Consider the following 13,755-nt stretch of genomic DNA (forward strand, 5'->3'; position numbering starts at 1 on the left):
GCATGTGGTATATCGGAATTGCGAACGTCACCACGAACAGCGTCGAGGTGATCGGTGACGCCAACGTCGACTTCGTCAACAATGTCGAGCCGGGTGATGCTTTCATCTCGACCGGCAACGGTCTGACGCTGGAAGTCCTGCGTGCGGAAAGCCGGAACAAGCTGGTACTGGCGCGACCGTACACCGGCCCGACGGGCAGCTTCGCCTTCTCGGTTCAGCCGACGCAAGATTTCAATCGCGTGACCGCGAACGCGATCATCGACCTGCGGAACACTTACGGCGGTTACCGCGACACGATTCTGCAGGGCATGTTCCCGGCTGGCTCGATGGCGGCCCCCGGCGTTCGGTTCGTCAGTGATCAGGATACGGGCATCACCGTCTACGGTCCGAACCTCCTTTCCGCCGTCGCTGGCGGGCTCGAACGGATGCGGTTCGGCGAGGTCAATTCGTCGCTCGCTCCGCTGGTCGCCACCGCAGGGGTCACCTGTCAGCAGACCGGCGTCGCCGGATCGTTGGTCCTCCCGCTCGATATTTACGGTAATGTCGGCGGTGCCGTCACAATGCGCGTGCGATTTGGATCGGCCGCGAACGGACTGAACACGCACAGCTTCATCGAAGCACAGACGTTGACCAGTACCGCCAGCGACCTTCGATTTGGTACTTCCGGGACCGAGCAGGCGCGCATCGATAGTGCGGGCAACTTCCTTGTTGGCATAGCGTCGGCACCTGAACACACTATCGCGAAAGGGGCAGGTCAAGGTTCTGCTGTTCTACGGGTCCGTTCGAACGCTGCGGGCGCACTGGACAGCTTCGTGGTTGCAGCGGTCAGCGCGTACAGCCCGAACGGCTCGGGCGCGGCCGTATATCTCGGTCACAGCACTGCCACTGGCCGGTCTATGAACGCCAGCGGCACGGTGAACGCCAGCGGCGCGGACTATGCTGAGTATGAAACGAAAGCGGACGGATGTGGGACGATCGCGGCCGGCGACGTGTGCGGGGTGGATCGCGACGGGTTGCTGACCGACCGATGGGCCGATGCAATCGTGTTTCGCATCAAGTCGACGAGCCCGTCGATCGTCGGTGGCGATACATGGGCGGCCCATCTCGGCCCGCGACCGGAAGCGCCAGCCGCTGAGCCGGTCGCACCGGCCGTGCCCGGTCCCGCTCCAGCTGCCCCTGTCGAACCCGGCCCCGAGCCGAGCGAAGAGGGGCCGGCCTATGTCGACTGGCTGCAAGCGCGCTTCCGCTATGCTGTCCAGCTTGGCGAGTATGAGGCGGCGCTGGCGTGTTGGCAGGCCGCGACGATCGCCTATCCGGCCGCCCGCGCGCAGTTCGAGGCGGAACATGCCGCCTGGGTGGCCGCCACGGCCGCCTATGATCGCGATCTGCCGATCTATGAGGCAGCGCTTGAGGCGGAGCGGCAAAAGGTCGACCGGATCGCCTATTGCGGCAAGGTCCCGGTCAACATGACCGGCTCGGTCGAAGCTGGCGACTATCTGATCGCCGCGCAGGATGGCGATCGGATCAAGGCGGTCGCGGTCAAGGAAGCGGATATGACGCTGGCGCTTTATATGAAGCGTCTGGGTCGCGTGCTGTTCATCCGCGACGGCCGCCCGTGGATCGATGTGCAACATGGCTGATGTGTCGGCCGGCTACGCGGCCCAGCTCAAAGCGGCGCAGCGCGAATTCCCGGTCGCCACGGCGGCAGCGGCGCGCTTTCCGAAGGGGCGGACGATCACGTCCGCCTCGCCTTTTGCGACCGAGGCCGGCGCGCAGGCCGAGGGGGCGCGGCTTGCCGCCTTCCATGGTTTTCCGCTGGTCGAGGACGTGGCGATCGTGGCGGGCGCGCGGGCGGAGTTGCAAGGGCGCTGCATCGCCGCTGACTGCACCCGCCTGGATTACCAGCCCGGCGACCTCGTCTTCGTGATCGAAGCGCAGGAGCTGGAGAACGGGACGACCTCGCTGACCATCCTGAAGCGTGTGGCGGCCTGATGCTTTCGATCGTTCATCCTGTTGCCTTCACCCCCGATGCCGGTCGGTCGTCGGCGGGGACCGGCCTTGCAAATTTGGCTACACCATCGCCGCGCGAAGCCTTTGCCGCCGCCAGCGCCCAGGCGACGATCGTACTCGATCTGGGCAGCGCCCAGGCAATCGATCATGTGGTCCTGGGCTTCACCACCGCCGGCGCGGCCGACAGCTTTGCGGTCGTGCCGGGCCTGGACGGGGCGGCGGTGCCCGGGGCCTTCGCGCATAGCTATCGGCGCGCGCCGGTTCTACGCCATGGGCTTTGCGTACTGCCCGCCCCGGTTATCACCCGCTATGTCCAGCTTCGCATCAACACCGCCACGCCCATTCGTGCCGGGGTTGCCGTCGTCGGGCAGGCAATGCGCTCGGCCTATGAATATGGATCGGGCCGCCCGCTGGTCGATACCGGCCGGTCCGAAAGGCTCTGGTCGGGCGGCTTCGGTGGCGAGGACGGGGCGGTCGCGGGCGGCTACGCCTGGACGATGGTCGATCTGACCGATGCCTTGCGTGACCGGCTCTATGCGATGCACCTCGATCTTGGGACGACCGGGGATTTCCTCGTCGTCGAGGATGGGGCTGCGCCCGAAGGCTTGAACGAGCGTATACATTGGGGCCGCTTCCCCAAGCTGGAGACATTCGAGCGGCAGGCGGACGGCACGTCCAAGTTGCCGATGGCGATCACCGACTGGGCCTGATGCGCCAGCGCACATCCACGCGGCGCTGGCGAAGGGTCTATCGGTGAGGCATGGTCACGCTGTCCCCCTTCGAAGAGGCCGCCTCGCATACACTCGGTATCGAGGGCGGCTATAGCGATCACCCCTCCGACAGGGGCGGCAAGACCCAGTGGGGCATCACCGAGGCTGTCGCCCGCGCCGATGGCTACACCAGCGCGATGGCCGACCTGCCCAAGGCCCGTGCCCTGTCCATCTACCGCCGGCTCTACTGGGATCGGATCGGCCTGGACTGGATCGCCGCCGTCGATCGCGACATCGCGGCCGAGTTGTTCGACACCGCTGTGAATATGGGTGTCGGCGTCGCGGTCGTCTTCCTCCAGCGCGTCTTGAACGCGTTGAACCGCCAGGGCCGGGACTATCCCGACCTGAAGGTGGATGGCAGCGCCGGCCCCGCCACCGCTTCCGCCCTGCGCGCCCTGGTCGCACGGCGTGGCATCGTCGGCCGCAATGCCGTCCTCATCTACCTCAACGCCCTCCAGGGCGCGCGTTACATCGAGTTGGCCGAACTGCGCGCCGCTAACGAGGACTTCGTCCTGGGCTGGGCCGTCCGCGTCGCCTTCGATCTTCCCCCCACAATCAGGAAAGCCGCATGACTCCGCCACTGCGCGACAACGGTTCCCCCTCGCCATTCGATGGCGGGACGCATGACTCGGCCGGCCTGCCGCCGCCGATCCCCTTCGACCAGGCTACGGCGGAAGGTCTGCGCCTGGGCAGCGCGGTCGCTATCGATACGCTCGACCTTGGCCCCGACGCGCCCGCCTGGATGACCGCGCTCGCTCGCTCGATCCGCCCCTTGTGCGTCGGTGCGCTGATGGCGATCCCCACGGCCGGGGCGGCATCGGTCGGCTTGGTCGCGATGGTGTCGCCGCGCACCGCCGCCGCGATGGTCGCCGCCTCGACCGCGTTTCTCGCCGGTATTCCGACCGACATCGTCGTCCTGATCGGCACGCTGGCGTCCGGCTATGGCCTGGCGCGATCCATTGAAAAGGTCCGGGGCAAGTGAGGGGCGCGATGGAAAGAGTATTGGCCGCCCTGCCGCTGGCAACGGTGGCGGTCGCGTTTACGCTCGCCACCCTCCTGCCCGGATGCGTCGCTGGCCGGGATGACCACCGGCTCGCCAAGCAGGCCGCGCTATCGGTGGAACTGGCGTATCAGGCGGCGGCGATCGGCACGCTGGCCGCGTTGCAGACCGGACGGTACGATGCCAACCAGCGTCGGTGCATCGGCAAGCTTGACGATCAGGCCTACGCCGCCGTCCAGGTCGCGCGGTCTGTTTCCGGCCGGCTGGATAGCGCAGTCGCCGGCGACGTGGCGCTGGCTCGCAAGGCGGTGACGAAGCTGCTCGATCGGGAAGGGTGCTGATCCATGGACCTCGCCACCATCATCAAGGCGATCGAGATCGTCGGCGCGGCAACGCCCGCTGCAATCCGGTTGTACGAGGGTTTCAAGGTGCTTGTCAGCGAGGCCGACCAAGCCGAGTTGCAGGCCGTCTTGGATCGGGCGATGGACCAGAGCGATCGGCTCCACGATCAGGTCCAAGCCGCCGCGCGGTGAATTAATGCTCGTTTTACCGATTTAATGCTCGGAATTTTTGCGCGGCTACATTCGGTCAATGTCGCGCCGGGGGGGATGACGCCGGGCTGCTTATGCGTATAGCGCCAGGCCCCTAACGCCAGCTTGCCCCGCCCCGTCCAGCCCGCTTCGGCAATCACCAATGCGCCCTCGCGGCCAGAGAAATCGATCCCCTCCTCGTCGCCGATCGTACCGGCCTTGGCATTGACCACCGCGACCGCGCCATAGACATTGCCGGTCGCGGCCTTCAGCCGGACGGCCAGCGCGGTCGAGGGAAAGATGGCCGGCCCGTTCGTACCCGTCGCCGCCAGTTCCGACCCGACCCCGAACATCGGCGAGATCAGCAGCCCGGCGGCGTCGTTCTGATAGAATTCGCTGTTGACGTCATAAAGCCCGGTCTTGAGCATCACATGCTCGCCCAGTCCCTGCTCCAGCCACGCCTCATAGACCTTCAACCGGCCTTCGGAGACCTCGATATTGTCGATCCCCTGGATCGATCCGGCCAGATCGTTGGGCCGACCGCCCAGATTGTTAAGAAGGGAAAAATGCGCGGTGGCGCGCTTCCAGTGAAACGCGGCCTCCAGATCGGCGTCCGCCACGACATCGATATTGTCGAGGAAGCGGACCCCGTGCGCGACCCCGCCGGATGCCACGCCCATTACATCGCCCTTGTATAGGGCATTGATCGTAAAGGCATTCCTGTCGCGTTCGGCGTCCTGCGCAAACGCCGGAGCGGCGAATATTACGCTTGCCAGCGATAGCAAAACCGCCTTGCTGATCATGTTCGACATGGCAACCGTTGGACCGTTTAATGGATGAAGATGAACCGCGAATAGATGGAAGTCGTGCAATCCGGGTTCAGAGAATTGGTAAACACCTGCCTCTCATCTCGCAGCCCGCGTCCAAACCATGACGATGCCGATAGCCGGCCGCCAATCTAGTTATGCGACGCAAGCGCTCCTGCGGTTCCGGTAACTTAATATTAGATCATGGGTGTTTAGGTGGTGCCACTCGTTCACAGCGCAGAGAGATCGGATGCAATCGATCAACAAGATGGTCACCGCCGCGATCGCCGCGATCGTGCTGCTGGTGCTCGCTTCCGGCGCAGGAAGTGTCTGGTCCAATGGGCGGCAGGCGGCGGCGCGCCAGGGAATCACTCAGGGGTCGTCGCTGCTCCGCAATCACATGACCGCCGATATGATGCACGACTCCGTGCGCGGCGACGTGTTTTCGGTCCTGCGCGCCGCCAATATCGGCGACCTGAACCTGGCCGACAGCCGCAAGAGCCTGGCCGATGACACGGCGCTGCTCCGCAAATCGGTCCTGGCCGATGCGAGCTATGCAGCCGCCCCCGAGGTCATGGCGCAGGCCAAGCGCATCCAGCCGCTGGTCGATGATTATATCGCCACCGCGCAGCACATCTCCGACGCAGCCGTCAACGATCGGGCTCGCGCATCCTCGTTGCTGCCGCCGTTTCTCGCGGCCTTCCAGAAGCTGGAGCGCGGGATGAGCGACCTGTCGGATCTGATCGAGGCGCACCTGGCCGATGTCGGTCAGGAAGCGTCGCGCGTGGCGATGATGGCGAACATCCTGCTGGCGGTGACGACCTTTTCGACCTTCGCGCTGGTGATGGCGATCGGCTTTGCCAGCCGCCGCTATATCGTTGCGCCGCTGCTGACCCTGATCGAGGTGCTGAAGAGCATGACGTCGGGACGGATGGACGTCACCATCCCGTCGAGCGACCGGCGGGACGAGCTGGGCCAGCTCGCGGGTGCGACCGGCGCCTTGCGGGATCAGTTGGTCGCGGCCGAACGCGCCAAGGAGGAACAGACCCATCTCATCTGCGACAGTTTCGGCAACGCCCTGTCGCGCCTCGCCCAGGGCGATCTGGTCGCGCGCATCGACGCCGAGCTGACCGGCCCCTTCGCGCAGATCAAGCATGACTTCAACGCGGCGGTCTCCGCGCTCCAGGAGACGCTGAGCACCGTCGTGACGGCAGCGAGCAGCATCAACAACGGCGCCGGGGACATCCGCCAGGCCTCCGACGATCTATCGCAGCGCACCGAGCAACAGGCCGCCTCGCTTGAAGAGACGGCCGCCGCGATGGACGAGATCACGACGACGGTGAAGGAAACCGCCGCCGGCGCATCCCAGGCCAATCGTATCGTCGGCGAAGCGCGCGAAGAGGCGCGGGAATCGGGCGAGATCGTGCGTCGCGCCGTGCAGGCGATGGGCGGTATCGAACGCGCGTCCAGCGAAATCAGCGAAATCATCGCCGTCATCGACGGCATTTCGTTCCAGACCAATCTGCTCGCCCTGAATGCGGGCGTCGAGGCGGCGCGCGCGGGCGATGCGGGTAAGGGCTTCGCCGTCGTCGCCAGCGAGGTACGCGCGCTCGCCCAGCGCTCCGCCGACGCAGCAAAGGACGTCAAGACCCGGATCACCGCCTCGTCCGATCAGGTGGAGGAAGGCGTCCGCTTGGTCGGCGAAACGGGTGACGCCCTGCAGCGTATCATCCAGCGGATCGCGGAGATTGACGGCCTGGTCTCGAACATCGCGAACTCGGCCGACCGGCAGGCCACGGGATTGCAGCAGGTCAACACCGCCGTCGCGGAGATGGACGGCATGACCCAGCAGAATGCCGCCATGGTCGAACAGGCGACCGCCGCTGCACGCAGCCTGGCTTCCGAAGCCGATGGCATGACCCGGCAGATCGCCAGCTTCCGCATCGGCAGCCTGTCCAAGCCGGTCGCGCCCAAACCACAGCCGGCCGAACCGACTCCACGCCCAGCCCCGACTCCGCGCCCTCGCGTGGCCGGCAATACCGCGCTGGCGATCGATGATGACGATTGGTCGACATTCTGATGGAAAGGCTCTGGCCGCCCCTCGTAGCGAGGTCATGCCACAACCGAACCGGCTGACCCCAATAATTCTCCCGGAAAGGGATCTGCCAGACCGAAGGCCTGACGGAGGAGTTTGCCGGTCGGAGAGGTAAGACCAATCCTGCAACCGGCTCCCTCATTACATGATATGATCCCCTCCCCTTACAGGGAGGGGATCGAGGCCCAGAAAATCCGCTCAGACGTCAGCTTGGGTGGGCTTCGGACTCCGCCACGGCGGAGTCCCCCTCGACAGCGACGGCCGCCACATCCGCCTCGGACAGACGCATCTGCTCATAGGCGATTTCCAAATCCTGCACGCCGGAGCCCGTCGGCTGGATGGGCAGGTCCGCGAAATTCTGGGGCTCGTCGGGCTTGATGGGATCTTCGCGCATGTCGCTCTCCTGATTGCACCCCATCAACGCACCGGACGTGTGTTTGTCCCCGCACCGTTCAGCGGGTGAGCGCCAGCATGATCCGCGTCGAGCACAGCGCACAGTCCAGCGCGGAAGCCGTCGCGCGCGGACAGTTCACGCAAGCCGTGCGGGACCGCGTACCCTCCAACAGACCGATCACCATGCTTTCATCTTCGGACCGCCGACGTTGGCCGACCACGATCGGTCGGCCCAGCGCCGCTTCGCACAAGGTCATCAGGCTGTCGAACACCGGTGCCAATATGCCGCAGCCCATGGGCGCCAGCATGGCATGAAGCCGTTGCTGGACCGGTTCATGCTCGTCCCTCGCGGCCCGCCAGATCCGCATGGAAGTAATGACCAGATTCCGGCCTACCCGATGTGCGCTCTTATGCCCCTGCGCCTTGGGCATTGTATCTGCGGCCATATTTCACGCTTGAGTCCATCCCTTATATGCGAGTGATTATCATTATCCCATTTGCCAGGTGATGAAAAGGGGCGCACGGGGTTTTCGGCGCAACGATCGGGCATCCCGTCGATCCGGAACGGCGACGGGCATCAGTCGCGATATCGCCGGCATTATTGATCGCTTGCGTCGCTTTTGCGTTGAGACGCCGGACCGAAAGGAAAACGAAACAGGCATGCGGTGGCGACGACGTAATCTGGCCTCGATGAGTGCCGATGTGAATGATGGTTTGGCACCGGGGGTCGAGGCGGTTACGAGCGGAGCGGGCAGCAAGGAAGCCCCCCAGACACGCGGCTATCGCATCATCGCCCTCGTCGTCGCGTCCGCGCTGTTCATGCAGCAGCTGGACGGCACCGTGCTGACCGTCGCGCTACCCACCATGGCGCGCGATCTAGGCAGCCCCGCGACGGGGCTCAGCCTGGCACTGACCAGCTATCTGCTTGCCCTGGCGCTGTTCATCCCCGCGAGCGGAACGCTGGCCGATCGGTTCGGGTCGCGCACCATCTTCTGTTCGGCGATCGTCATCTTCCTGCTCGGCTCGGTGGCCTGCGCACAGGCGGGTTCACTGCCGGTGCTGGTCGTCGCGCGCTTCGTACAGGGGATCGGCGGCGCGATGATGGTGCCGGTGGGGCGGCTCGTCCTGCTACGCAGCGTCGCCAAGGAGGATATGGTCCAGGCGCTGTCCTGGCTGGTGATGCCGGCACTGGCCGGGCCGATCCTGGGGCCGCCGCTGGGCGGCTTCATCGTCACCTGGCTCGACTGGCGCTGGATCTTCTATCTCAACATCCCGATCGGCATATTGGGCATACTGGGGTCGATCTTCCTCATCCCCGATGTGCGCGGCGATCCGCGCACCCGGTTCGACGTGTCGGGCTTTCTCCTGTCGGGCGCATCGCTGGGATGCCTGTTGTTCGGGTTCGAGCTGGCGAGCCGGCCGGGCACCGGGCTGGTCGCACTTGGCCTGCTGGTCGTCGGGCTGGTACTGGGGCTCGCCTATCTCCGCCATGCCCGGCATACATATGAACCGATCCTCGACCCCGGCCTGATGCGCGTACCGACCTTCCGCCTGTCGGTAATCGGCGGCTCGCTGACCCGGATCACGCAAGGGGCTCAACCCTTCCTGCTGCCGCTGATGTTCCAGATCGGCTTCGGCATGACCGCGGCGCGGACGGGGACGATCACCATGGCCGGGGCAATCGGCGCGCTGGCGATGAAGGCGCTGGCGCCGCGCGTCCTGCGCCGCTGGGGATTTCGACGCAGCCTGATCGTCTCCGGGCTGGTCAGCAGCGCGGGCTATGCGACCTGCGCACTGTTCCGCCCCGATTGGCCGATCGTGGCGATCATGATGGTGCTGGCGGTGTCGGGCTTCTTCACCTCGTTCCAGTTCACCGGGTTCAACGCCATCGCCTATGCCGATATCGAAAAGGATCGAATGAGCGCCGCGACCAGCTTTTACGCGACCTTCCAGCAACTGACGCTGTCGCTGGGCATCTGCACCGCCGCGACTGTGCTGGAGTTGGGCACCTGGCTGGGCAACCGCGCCCAGCCCTCACTCACCGACTTCTCCATCGCCTTTGTCGTGGTCGCGACGATCTCCGCCTCGGCGATCATCTGGAACCGCCGCTTTGCCACCGATGCCGGCGCGGCGATGAGCGGTCATCACCCGACCGACGACGGGGCGTAAGCAGCGGGCGCCTTACAGGACGGGCGGGCGGGTGGCGAGGATATCGGGCGTGATCTGGCCGATATCGGTCGCGCCGGTCAGCGCCATGGCGACACGCATCTCGGCCTCGACAAGCTGCAACAGATGCGACACGCCCGCCTGCCCGCCGCCCGCCAGCGCATAGACCCAGGCACGGCCGAGCAGCACGCCCTGCGCGCCTAGCGCCAGCATCCGCACCACGTCCAGCCCCGACCGCACTCCGCCATCGGCGAGCACGGTCAACTGGTCCCCCACCGCCTCGGCGATCGGCGGCAGCGCACGGGCGCTCGACAGGACGCCGTCCAGCTGACGTCCGCCATGGTTGGACACGACGATCCCGTCCGCCCCGATCCCGGCGGCGGCACGCGCATCCTCGGCATCGAGAATGCCCTTGATGATCAGCGGCCCGTCCCAGGTGTCGCGGATGAAATCCAGGTCCCGCCAACTGACCGTCGGATCGAAATTGTTGCGCATCCAGGCGAAGAAATCCTCCAGCCCGGTATTCTTACCCAGCACCGGCGCGACATTGCCGAGCTGGTGCGGGCGGCCATGGATGCCGACATCCCAGGCCCAGCGCGGATGCATCACCCCCTGCCACATCCGCCGCAGCGCGCCGGTCAGCCCCGGATTGCCCGCCAGCCCCGAATGATAGTCGCGGTAGCGCGAACCCGGCACCGGCATGTCGACGGTGAAGACCAGCGCCGAACAACCCAGCGCCTTCGCCTTGGCCAGCAATTCGCGCATGAAGCCGCGATCGCGGATCATATAGAGCTGGAACCAGAAGGGATCGGCAACAGCCGCCGCCACCTCACCCAGCGGACAGGCGGAAACGGTCGAGAGACAGAAAGGCACGCCCGCCTTCTCGGCCGCGCGCGCCGCCTGAACCTCGCCGCGACGCGCATTCATGCCGGCAAGGCCGACCGGCGCCAGCGCGACCGGTAGCGCCTGTCGACGGCCGAAAAGCGTCGTTGACACATCGATGGTCGACACGTCGCGCAGGATGCGCTGGCGCAGCGCCACCGCCTCCAGATCGGTGATGTTCCGGCGCAGCGTCACCTCGGCATAGGAGCCGCCATCGATATATTCGAACAGAAAGGGCGGCAGCCGGCGCTTGGCGAGCGTGCGATAATCGAGCGCGGAGGCGGCCTTCCTCATGCCGAACGGCCCGTCGCGATGGCGGTCGCCAGGGCCCGTTTCCCTCGCGCCTGTTCCCGTCCGGTGGTTCGATCCTGCATCCGCCTGCCCTTTCCGATCGATCGCGCTTCGGCGACCTCGCTGTCCCTACACTCCGATCCGGCGTGATGGTCAATGGCCCGGACAGGCTCTTGCATCCGGTCACCACGGGATGCGATCGCGGGGCCGGGTGTTCGCGAAGGATGGGCAGGTTTGGGCACCGGTTCGGCCGCCGGTGATGTCCGATCGTGCGGAGCCATTTGCCATGCCCGTTCCCCTGCCGCGCCGTGTCAGCGCCATTCGCCGTTTCCTCAATTCGCAGGCCTCGTCGGGCATCATCCTGATGGCCGCCGCCGCGCTCGCACCGCTGATCGCCAATTCGCCGCTGCGCGAGGCCTATGCGCATTTGCTCCACATAGGCGTCGGCTCGCTGTCGCTCGGTCATGCGATCAATGACGGACTGATGGCGATCTTCTTCCTGCTCGTCGGGTTGGAGATCAAGCGCGAGATGCTGGATGGTCAGTTGTCGAGTTGGCCGCGTCGGCTGCTGCCCGGCATCGCGGCGCTGGGCGGAACGATCTGTCCCGCGCTCGTCTATCTGGCGTTCAATCGCGGCGGTGCGGTGGTGCGGTGGTGCGGTGGTGCGGTGGCGGGATGGGCGATCCCGGCGGCGGCCGACATCGCCTTTGCGCTGGCGGTCATCATGCTGGTCGGCGACCGGGCATCCATGCGACGATCGCCGGCGTGCTGCTGGCCCTCACCATCCCCTGCAGCGCACGCCCGCGCGCTCGGACTGCGACGGCGCGGACAGCCCGCTCCACCGACTGGAGCACCGGCTGCATGGCCCGGTCGGTTTCGTCATCCTGCCGCTATTCGGGCTGGCCAATGCCGGCGTGCCGATCCTGGGCCTGCCTGCCGGCGCGCTGTTATCGCCGGTGACGCTGGGCGTCGGGGTCGGACTGCTACTCGGCAAGGTTGTCGGCGTGTTTGGGATGACCAGCCTCGCCGTCCGCTTCGGCCTCGCCGATCGCCCGGCCCATGCCAGCCAGAGCCAGTTGTTCGGCATGGCCCTGCTATGCGGTATCGGATTTACGATGAGCATCTTCATCACACTGCTCGCCTTCCCGGGCGATCCGCTGCTTCAGGCCGAGGCGAAGATCGGTGTGCTGATGGAGTCGATCCTGTCGGGGCTGCTCGGCTATTCGGTGCTACGACGAGCCCATCGCGAAGGTTAAATCGGGCACATCCTTTCCCCTGCGAGGAGAGGCGGCAGGCCAAAGGCCTGGCGGAGGGTGCCACCTGTCGTGCGGCAAGGCGCCTTTGGTGCGGCAAGTCCCACCGGCTTTGGCTTTGCCTTGGCGGCATCGACGCGATAGGCAGCCCATATGATACGGCTCGGCTGGCTTGCCCTGGGATGCCTGTTCGTCGGGCTCGGCATGATCGGGGCGGTCCTGCCGCTGATGCCGACGACGATCTTCCTGATCCTGGCGACGGGGTGTTTCGCGCGGTCCTCGCCACGGCTGGAGGCGTGGCTGCTGAACCATCCGCGCTTCGGCCCCACCCTGCGCGACTGGCGGGAGCGCGGCGCGATCGGCCCCCGCGCCAAGGCGATGGCCTGTGGCGGCATGACCCTGGGCTATGGGCTGTTCCTGTTCGGCGCGCGGCCGGGGCCGGGGCTCGCCGTGCTGGTGGCGGTGGTGATGGGCGGCTGTGCGGCTTTCGTCCTGTCCCGCCCCGGCCGCTGACGGTTGCGCTTCGGATATACGGACCATATACGCTCCGTATATGGGCATTGTAAAAATCGACGATCAGCTTCACGAAGACATTCGCCGCGCCAGCACCGTCATGTGTCGGTCGATCAACGCGCAGGCCGAATTCTGGATGAAGATGGGCATGCTGGCCGAGGCCAATCCAACGCTGAGCTTCCACGAGATCGTGAAGGCGCAGATGGCCGCCGCCGACATCGCCCCGCCGACGGCGACGCTGGTCGCCTGACATGATCAAGACATCGGACGAACTGGCGTTGATGCGCGTGTCGGGGCGGCTGTTGGCGCGCGTGTTCGAGATGCTGGACGGGCTGTCGCTCGCCGGCATGTCGACGCTGGCGGTCAATGATCTGGTCGAGCGGTTCATCACCCATGACCTGGCCGCCCGCCCCGCCAGCAAGGGGCAATATGGCTTTGCCTATGTGCTCAACAGTTCGATGAACCAGGTGGTGTGCCACGGCGTGCCGAGCGCGGACGATGTGATCCGCGACGGCGACATCGTGAACCTGGACATCACGCTGGAAAAAAACGGCTTCATCGCCGATTCGAGCAAGACCTATATGGTCGGCGAGGTCTCGCCCGCCGCGCGCAAGATCGTCCGCGTCGCGCAGGCCGCGATGTGGAAGGGCATCGCCCAGGTCCGTCCCGGCGCGCGGCTGGGCGATATTGGCGCGGCGATCGAGCGCCATGCCAAGGCGCATGGCTGCTCGGTGGTGCGCGATTATTGCGGCCACGGCATCGGCCGCGAGATGCATGAGGAGCCGAACATCCTCCATTTCGGCCGGCCCGGCGCCGGCCCGGCGCTGCGCGAGGGGATGACCTTCACCGTCGAGCCGATGATCAACGCCGGCACCCACCGCGTGTCGACCGCCGAGGATGGCTGGACCGTGGTGACGAACGACGGAAAGCTATCGGCGCAGTTCGAGCATACGGTCGCGGTGACGAAGACCGGCGTCGAGGTGCTGACCCTGCGGGAGGGTGAGAAGGTGGGCTGAAGTGTGTTCCTCCCCTGTAAGGGGAGGTGG

General features: G+C 66.0%; 16 protein-coding genes and 1 pseudogene. 13 read left to right on the forward strand and 4 right to left on the reverse strand.

Going from position 1 to position 13,755, the window contains the following annotated elements:
- The first annotated feature begins 2 nt into the window (after positions 1 to 2).
- The 7 genes from SP6_RS11180 to SP6_RS11210 are packed head-to-tail and all read left to right on the forward strand — an operon-like array spanning position 3 to position 4,313.
- On the forward strand, positions 3 to 1,640 hold the full coding sequence (locus SP6_RS11180) for a hypothetical protein (protein WP_042468992.1): 1,638 nt from the start codon (positions 3 to 5) through the stop codon (positions 1,638 to 1,640).
- Positions 1,633 to 1,992, forward strand: a complete 360-nt coding sequence (locus SP6_RS11185; protein WP_042468993.1) for a hypothetical protein — start codon at positions 1,633 to 1,635, stop codon at positions 1,990 to 1,992. Before SP6_RS11180 ends, SP6_RS11185 begins: the two co-directional genes overlap by 8 nt.
- Entirely contained in the window at positions 1,992 to 2,720 is a 729-nt protein-coding gene (locus SP6_RS11190; protein ID WP_232253965.1) for a hypothetical protein, read from the forward strand. Before SP6_RS11185 ends, SP6_RS11190 begins: the two co-directional genes overlap by 1 nt.
- Positions 2,721 to 2,770: 50 nt before the next feature.
- Positions 2,771 to 3,352 carry a glycoside hydrolase family 108 protein gene (locus SP6_RS11195; protein ID WP_042468998.1) on the forward strand — a complete coding sequence of 194 codons (582 nt, stop codon included), beginning with the start codon at positions 2,771 to 2,773 and terminating at the stop codon, positions 3,350 to 3,352.
- Positions 3,349 to 3,762 carry a hypothetical protein gene (locus tag SP6_RS11200; RefSeq protein WP_042469001.1) on the forward strand — a complete coding sequence of 138 codons (414 nt, stop codon included), beginning with the start codon at positions 3,349 to 3,351 and terminating at the stop codon, positions 3,760 to 3,762. The genes SP6_RS11195 and SP6_RS11200 overlap by 4 nt, the downstream gene beginning before the upstream one ends.
- An 8-nt stretch (positions 3,763 to 3,770) precedes the next feature.
- Positions 3,771 to 4,121 (forward strand): hypothetical protein, encoded by a 351-nt coding sequence (locus SP6_RS11205; RefSeq protein WP_156146120.1) that lies wholly within the window; start codon positions 3,771 to 3,773, stop codon positions 4,119 to 4,121.
- A 3-nt stretch (positions 4,122 to 4,124) separates the two neighbouring features.
- Positions 4,125 to 4,313, forward strand: coding sequence for a hypothetical protein (locus tag SP6_RS11210; RefSeq protein WP_042469003.1), 189 nt, complete (start codon positions 4,125 to 4,127; stop codon positions 4,311 to 4,313).
- On the opposite strand, the gene SP6_RS11215 is transcribed toward SP6_RS11210, so the two are convergent.
- Positions 4,289 to 5,122, reverse strand: coding sequence for a carbohydrate porin (locus tag SP6_RS11215; RefSeq protein ID WP_232253963.1), 834 nt, complete (start codon positions 5,120 to 5,122; stop codon positions 4,289 to 4,291). The two genes, SP6_RS11210 and SP6_RS11215, sit on opposite strands and share 25 nt — an antisense overlap.
- 244 nt (positions 5,123 to 5,366) lie before the next feature.
- Here SP6_RS11215 and SP6_RS11220 point away from each other — a divergent pair, with 244 nt between their 5' ends.
- The gene (locus SP6_RS11220) at positions 5,367 to 7,196 is read left to right on the forward strand and encodes a methyl-accepting chemotaxis protein (protein WP_007404911.1); all 1,830 of its coding nucleotides are present in this window, start codon (positions 5,367 to 5,369) and stop codon (positions 7,194 to 7,196) included.
- A gap of 220 nt (positions 7,197 to 7,416) precedes the next feature.
- Here the strand turns inward: SP6_RS11220 and SP6_RS11225 are convergent, their stop codons facing one another.
- The gene (locus tag SP6_RS11225; RefSeq protein WP_007404910.1) at positions 7,417 to 7,605 is read right to left on the reverse strand and encodes a hypothetical protein; all 189 of its coding nucleotides are present in this window, start codon (positions 7,603 to 7,605) and stop codon (positions 7,417 to 7,419) included.
- A gap of 58 nt (positions 7,606 to 7,663) precedes the next feature.
- A complete protein-coding gene (locus SP6_RS21255; RefSeq protein WP_139063025.1) occupies positions 7,664 to 8,050 on the reverse strand; it encodes a hypothetical protein in 387 nt (128 codons plus the stop codon).
- 214 nt (positions 8,051 to 8,264) lie between these two features.
- Here SP6_RS21255 and SP6_RS11235 point away from each other — a divergent pair, with 214 nt between their 5' ends.
- Positions 8,265 to 9,773: an MDR family MFS transporter gene (locus SP6_RS11235; protein WP_007404967.1), complete on the forward strand. Its 1,509-nt coding sequence runs from the start codon at positions 8,265 to 8,267 to the stop codon at positions 9,771 to 9,773.
- A 12-nt stretch (positions 9,774 to 9,785) separates the two neighbouring features.
- On the opposite strand, the gene lldD is transcribed toward SP6_RS11235, so the two are convergent.
- Complete coding sequence (gene lldD, locus SP6_RS11240; protein ID WP_007404882.1) at positions 9,786 to 10,946, reverse strand: FMN-dependent L-lactate dehydrogenase LldD; 1,161 nt, start codon at positions 10,944 to 10,946, stop codon at positions 9,786 to 9,788.
- Positions 10,947 to 11,229: 283 nt separating this feature from the next.
- On the opposite strand from lldD, the pseudogene SP6_RS21755 reads away from it, so the two are divergent.
- The 4 genes and pseudogenes from SP6_RS21755 (at position 11,230) to map (ending at position 13,725) form a co-directional block, all read left to right on the forward strand.
- Positions 11,230 to 12,199, forward strand: a pseudogene (locus SP6_RS21755) (Na+/H+ antiporter NhaA).
- Positions 12,200 to 12,349: 150 nt separating this feature from the next.
- Positions 12,350 to 12,709, forward strand: coding sequence for a YbaN family protein (locus SP6_RS11250; RefSeq protein ID WP_007404983.1), 360 nt, complete (start codon positions 12,350 to 12,352; stop codon positions 12,707 to 12,709).
- A gap of 40 nt (positions 12,710 to 12,749) precedes the next feature.
- Complete coding sequence (locus tag SP6_RS11255; RefSeq protein ID WP_007404884.1) at positions 12,750 to 12,959, forward strand: ParD-like family protein; 210 nt, start codon at positions 12,750 to 12,752, stop codon at positions 12,957 to 12,959.
- A gap of 1 nt (position 12,960) precedes the next feature.
- Positions 12,961 to 13,725 carry a type I methionyl aminopeptidase gene (map, locus tag SP6_RS11260; protein WP_007405015.1) on the forward strand — a complete coding sequence of 255 codons (765 nt, stop codon included), beginning with the start codon at positions 12,961 to 12,963 and terminating at the stop codon, positions 13,723 to 13,725.
- The last annotated feature ends 30 nt before the right edge of the window (positions 13,726 to 13,755 follow it).

Source organism: Sphingomonas paucimobilis NBRC 13935 (assembly GCF_000739895.2).
In the GTDB taxonomy this organism is placed as follows: domain Bacteria; phylum Pseudomonadota; class Alphaproteobacteria; order Sphingomonadales; family Sphingomonadaceae; genus Sphingomonas; species Sphingomonas paucimobilis.

What these genes read in the sequence shown, in the direction of transcription:
- SP6_RS11180 (WP_042468992.1), top strand. Translation starts at nt 3, where the DNA reads ATGTGGTATATCGGAATTGCGAACGTCACCACGAACAGCGTCGAGGTG.
- SP6_RS11185 (WP_042468993.1), top strand. Translation starts at nt 1,633, where the DNA reads ATGGCTGATGTGTCGGCCGGCTACGCGGCCCAGCTCAAAGCGGCGCAG.
- SP6_RS11190 (WP_232253965.1), top strand. Translation starts at nt 1,992, where the DNA reads ATGCTTTCGATCGTTCATCCTGTTGCCTTCACCCCCGATGCCGGTCGG.
- SP6_RS11195 (WP_042468998.1), top strand. Translation starts at nt 2,771, where the DNA reads ATGGTCACGCTGTCCCCCTTCGAAGAGGCCGCCTCGCATACACTCGGT.
- SP6_RS11200 (WP_042469001.1), top strand. Translation starts at nt 3,349, where the DNA reads ATGACTCCGCCACTGCGCGACAACGGTTCCCCCTCGCCATTCGATGGC.
- SP6_RS11205 (WP_156146120.1), top strand. Translation starts at nt 3,771, where the DNA reads ATGGAAAGAGTATTGGCCGCCCTGCCGCTGGCAACGGTGGCGGTCGCG.
- SP6_RS11210 (WP_042469003.1), top strand. Translation starts at nt 4,125, where the DNA reads ATGGACCTCGCCACCATCATCAAGGCGATCGAGATCGTCGGCGCGGCA.
- SP6_RS11215 (WP_232253963.1), bottom strand. Translation starts at nt 5,122, where the DNA reads ATGTCGAACATGATCAGCAAGGCGGTTTTGCTATCGCTGGCAAGCGTA.
- SP6_RS11220 (WP_007404911.1), top strand. Translation starts at nt 5,367, where the DNA reads ATGCAATCGATCAACAAGATGGTCACCGCCGCGATCGCCGCGATCGTG.
- SP6_RS11225 (WP_007404910.1), bottom strand. Translation starts at nt 7,605, where the DNA reads ATGCGCGAAGATCCCATCAAGCCCGACGAGCCCCAGAATTTCGCGGAC.
- SP6_RS21255 (WP_139063025.1), bottom strand. Translation starts at nt 8,050, where the DNA reads ATGGCCGCAGATACAATGCCCAAGGCGCAGGGGCATAAGAGCGCACAT.
- SP6_RS11235 (WP_007404967.1), top strand. Translation starts at nt 8,265, where the DNA reads ATGCGGTGGCGACGACGTAATCTGGCCTCGATGAGTGCCGATGTGAAT.
- lldD (WP_007404882.1), bottom strand. Translation starts at nt 10,946, where the DNA reads ATGAGGAAGGCCGCCTCCGCGCTCGATTATCGCACGCTCGCCAAGCGC.
- SP6_RS11250 (WP_007404983.1), top strand. Translation starts at nt 12,350, where the DNA reads ATGATACGGCTCGGCTGGCTTGCCCTGGGATGCCTGTTCGTCGGGCTC.
- SP6_RS11255 (WP_007404884.1), top strand. Translation starts at nt 12,750, where the DNA reads ATGGGCATTGTAAAAATCGACGATCAGCTTCACGAAGACATTCGCCGC.
- map (WP_007405015.1), top strand. Translation starts at nt 12,961, where the DNA reads ATGATCAAGACATCGGACGAACTGGCGTTGATGCGCGTGTCGGGGCGG.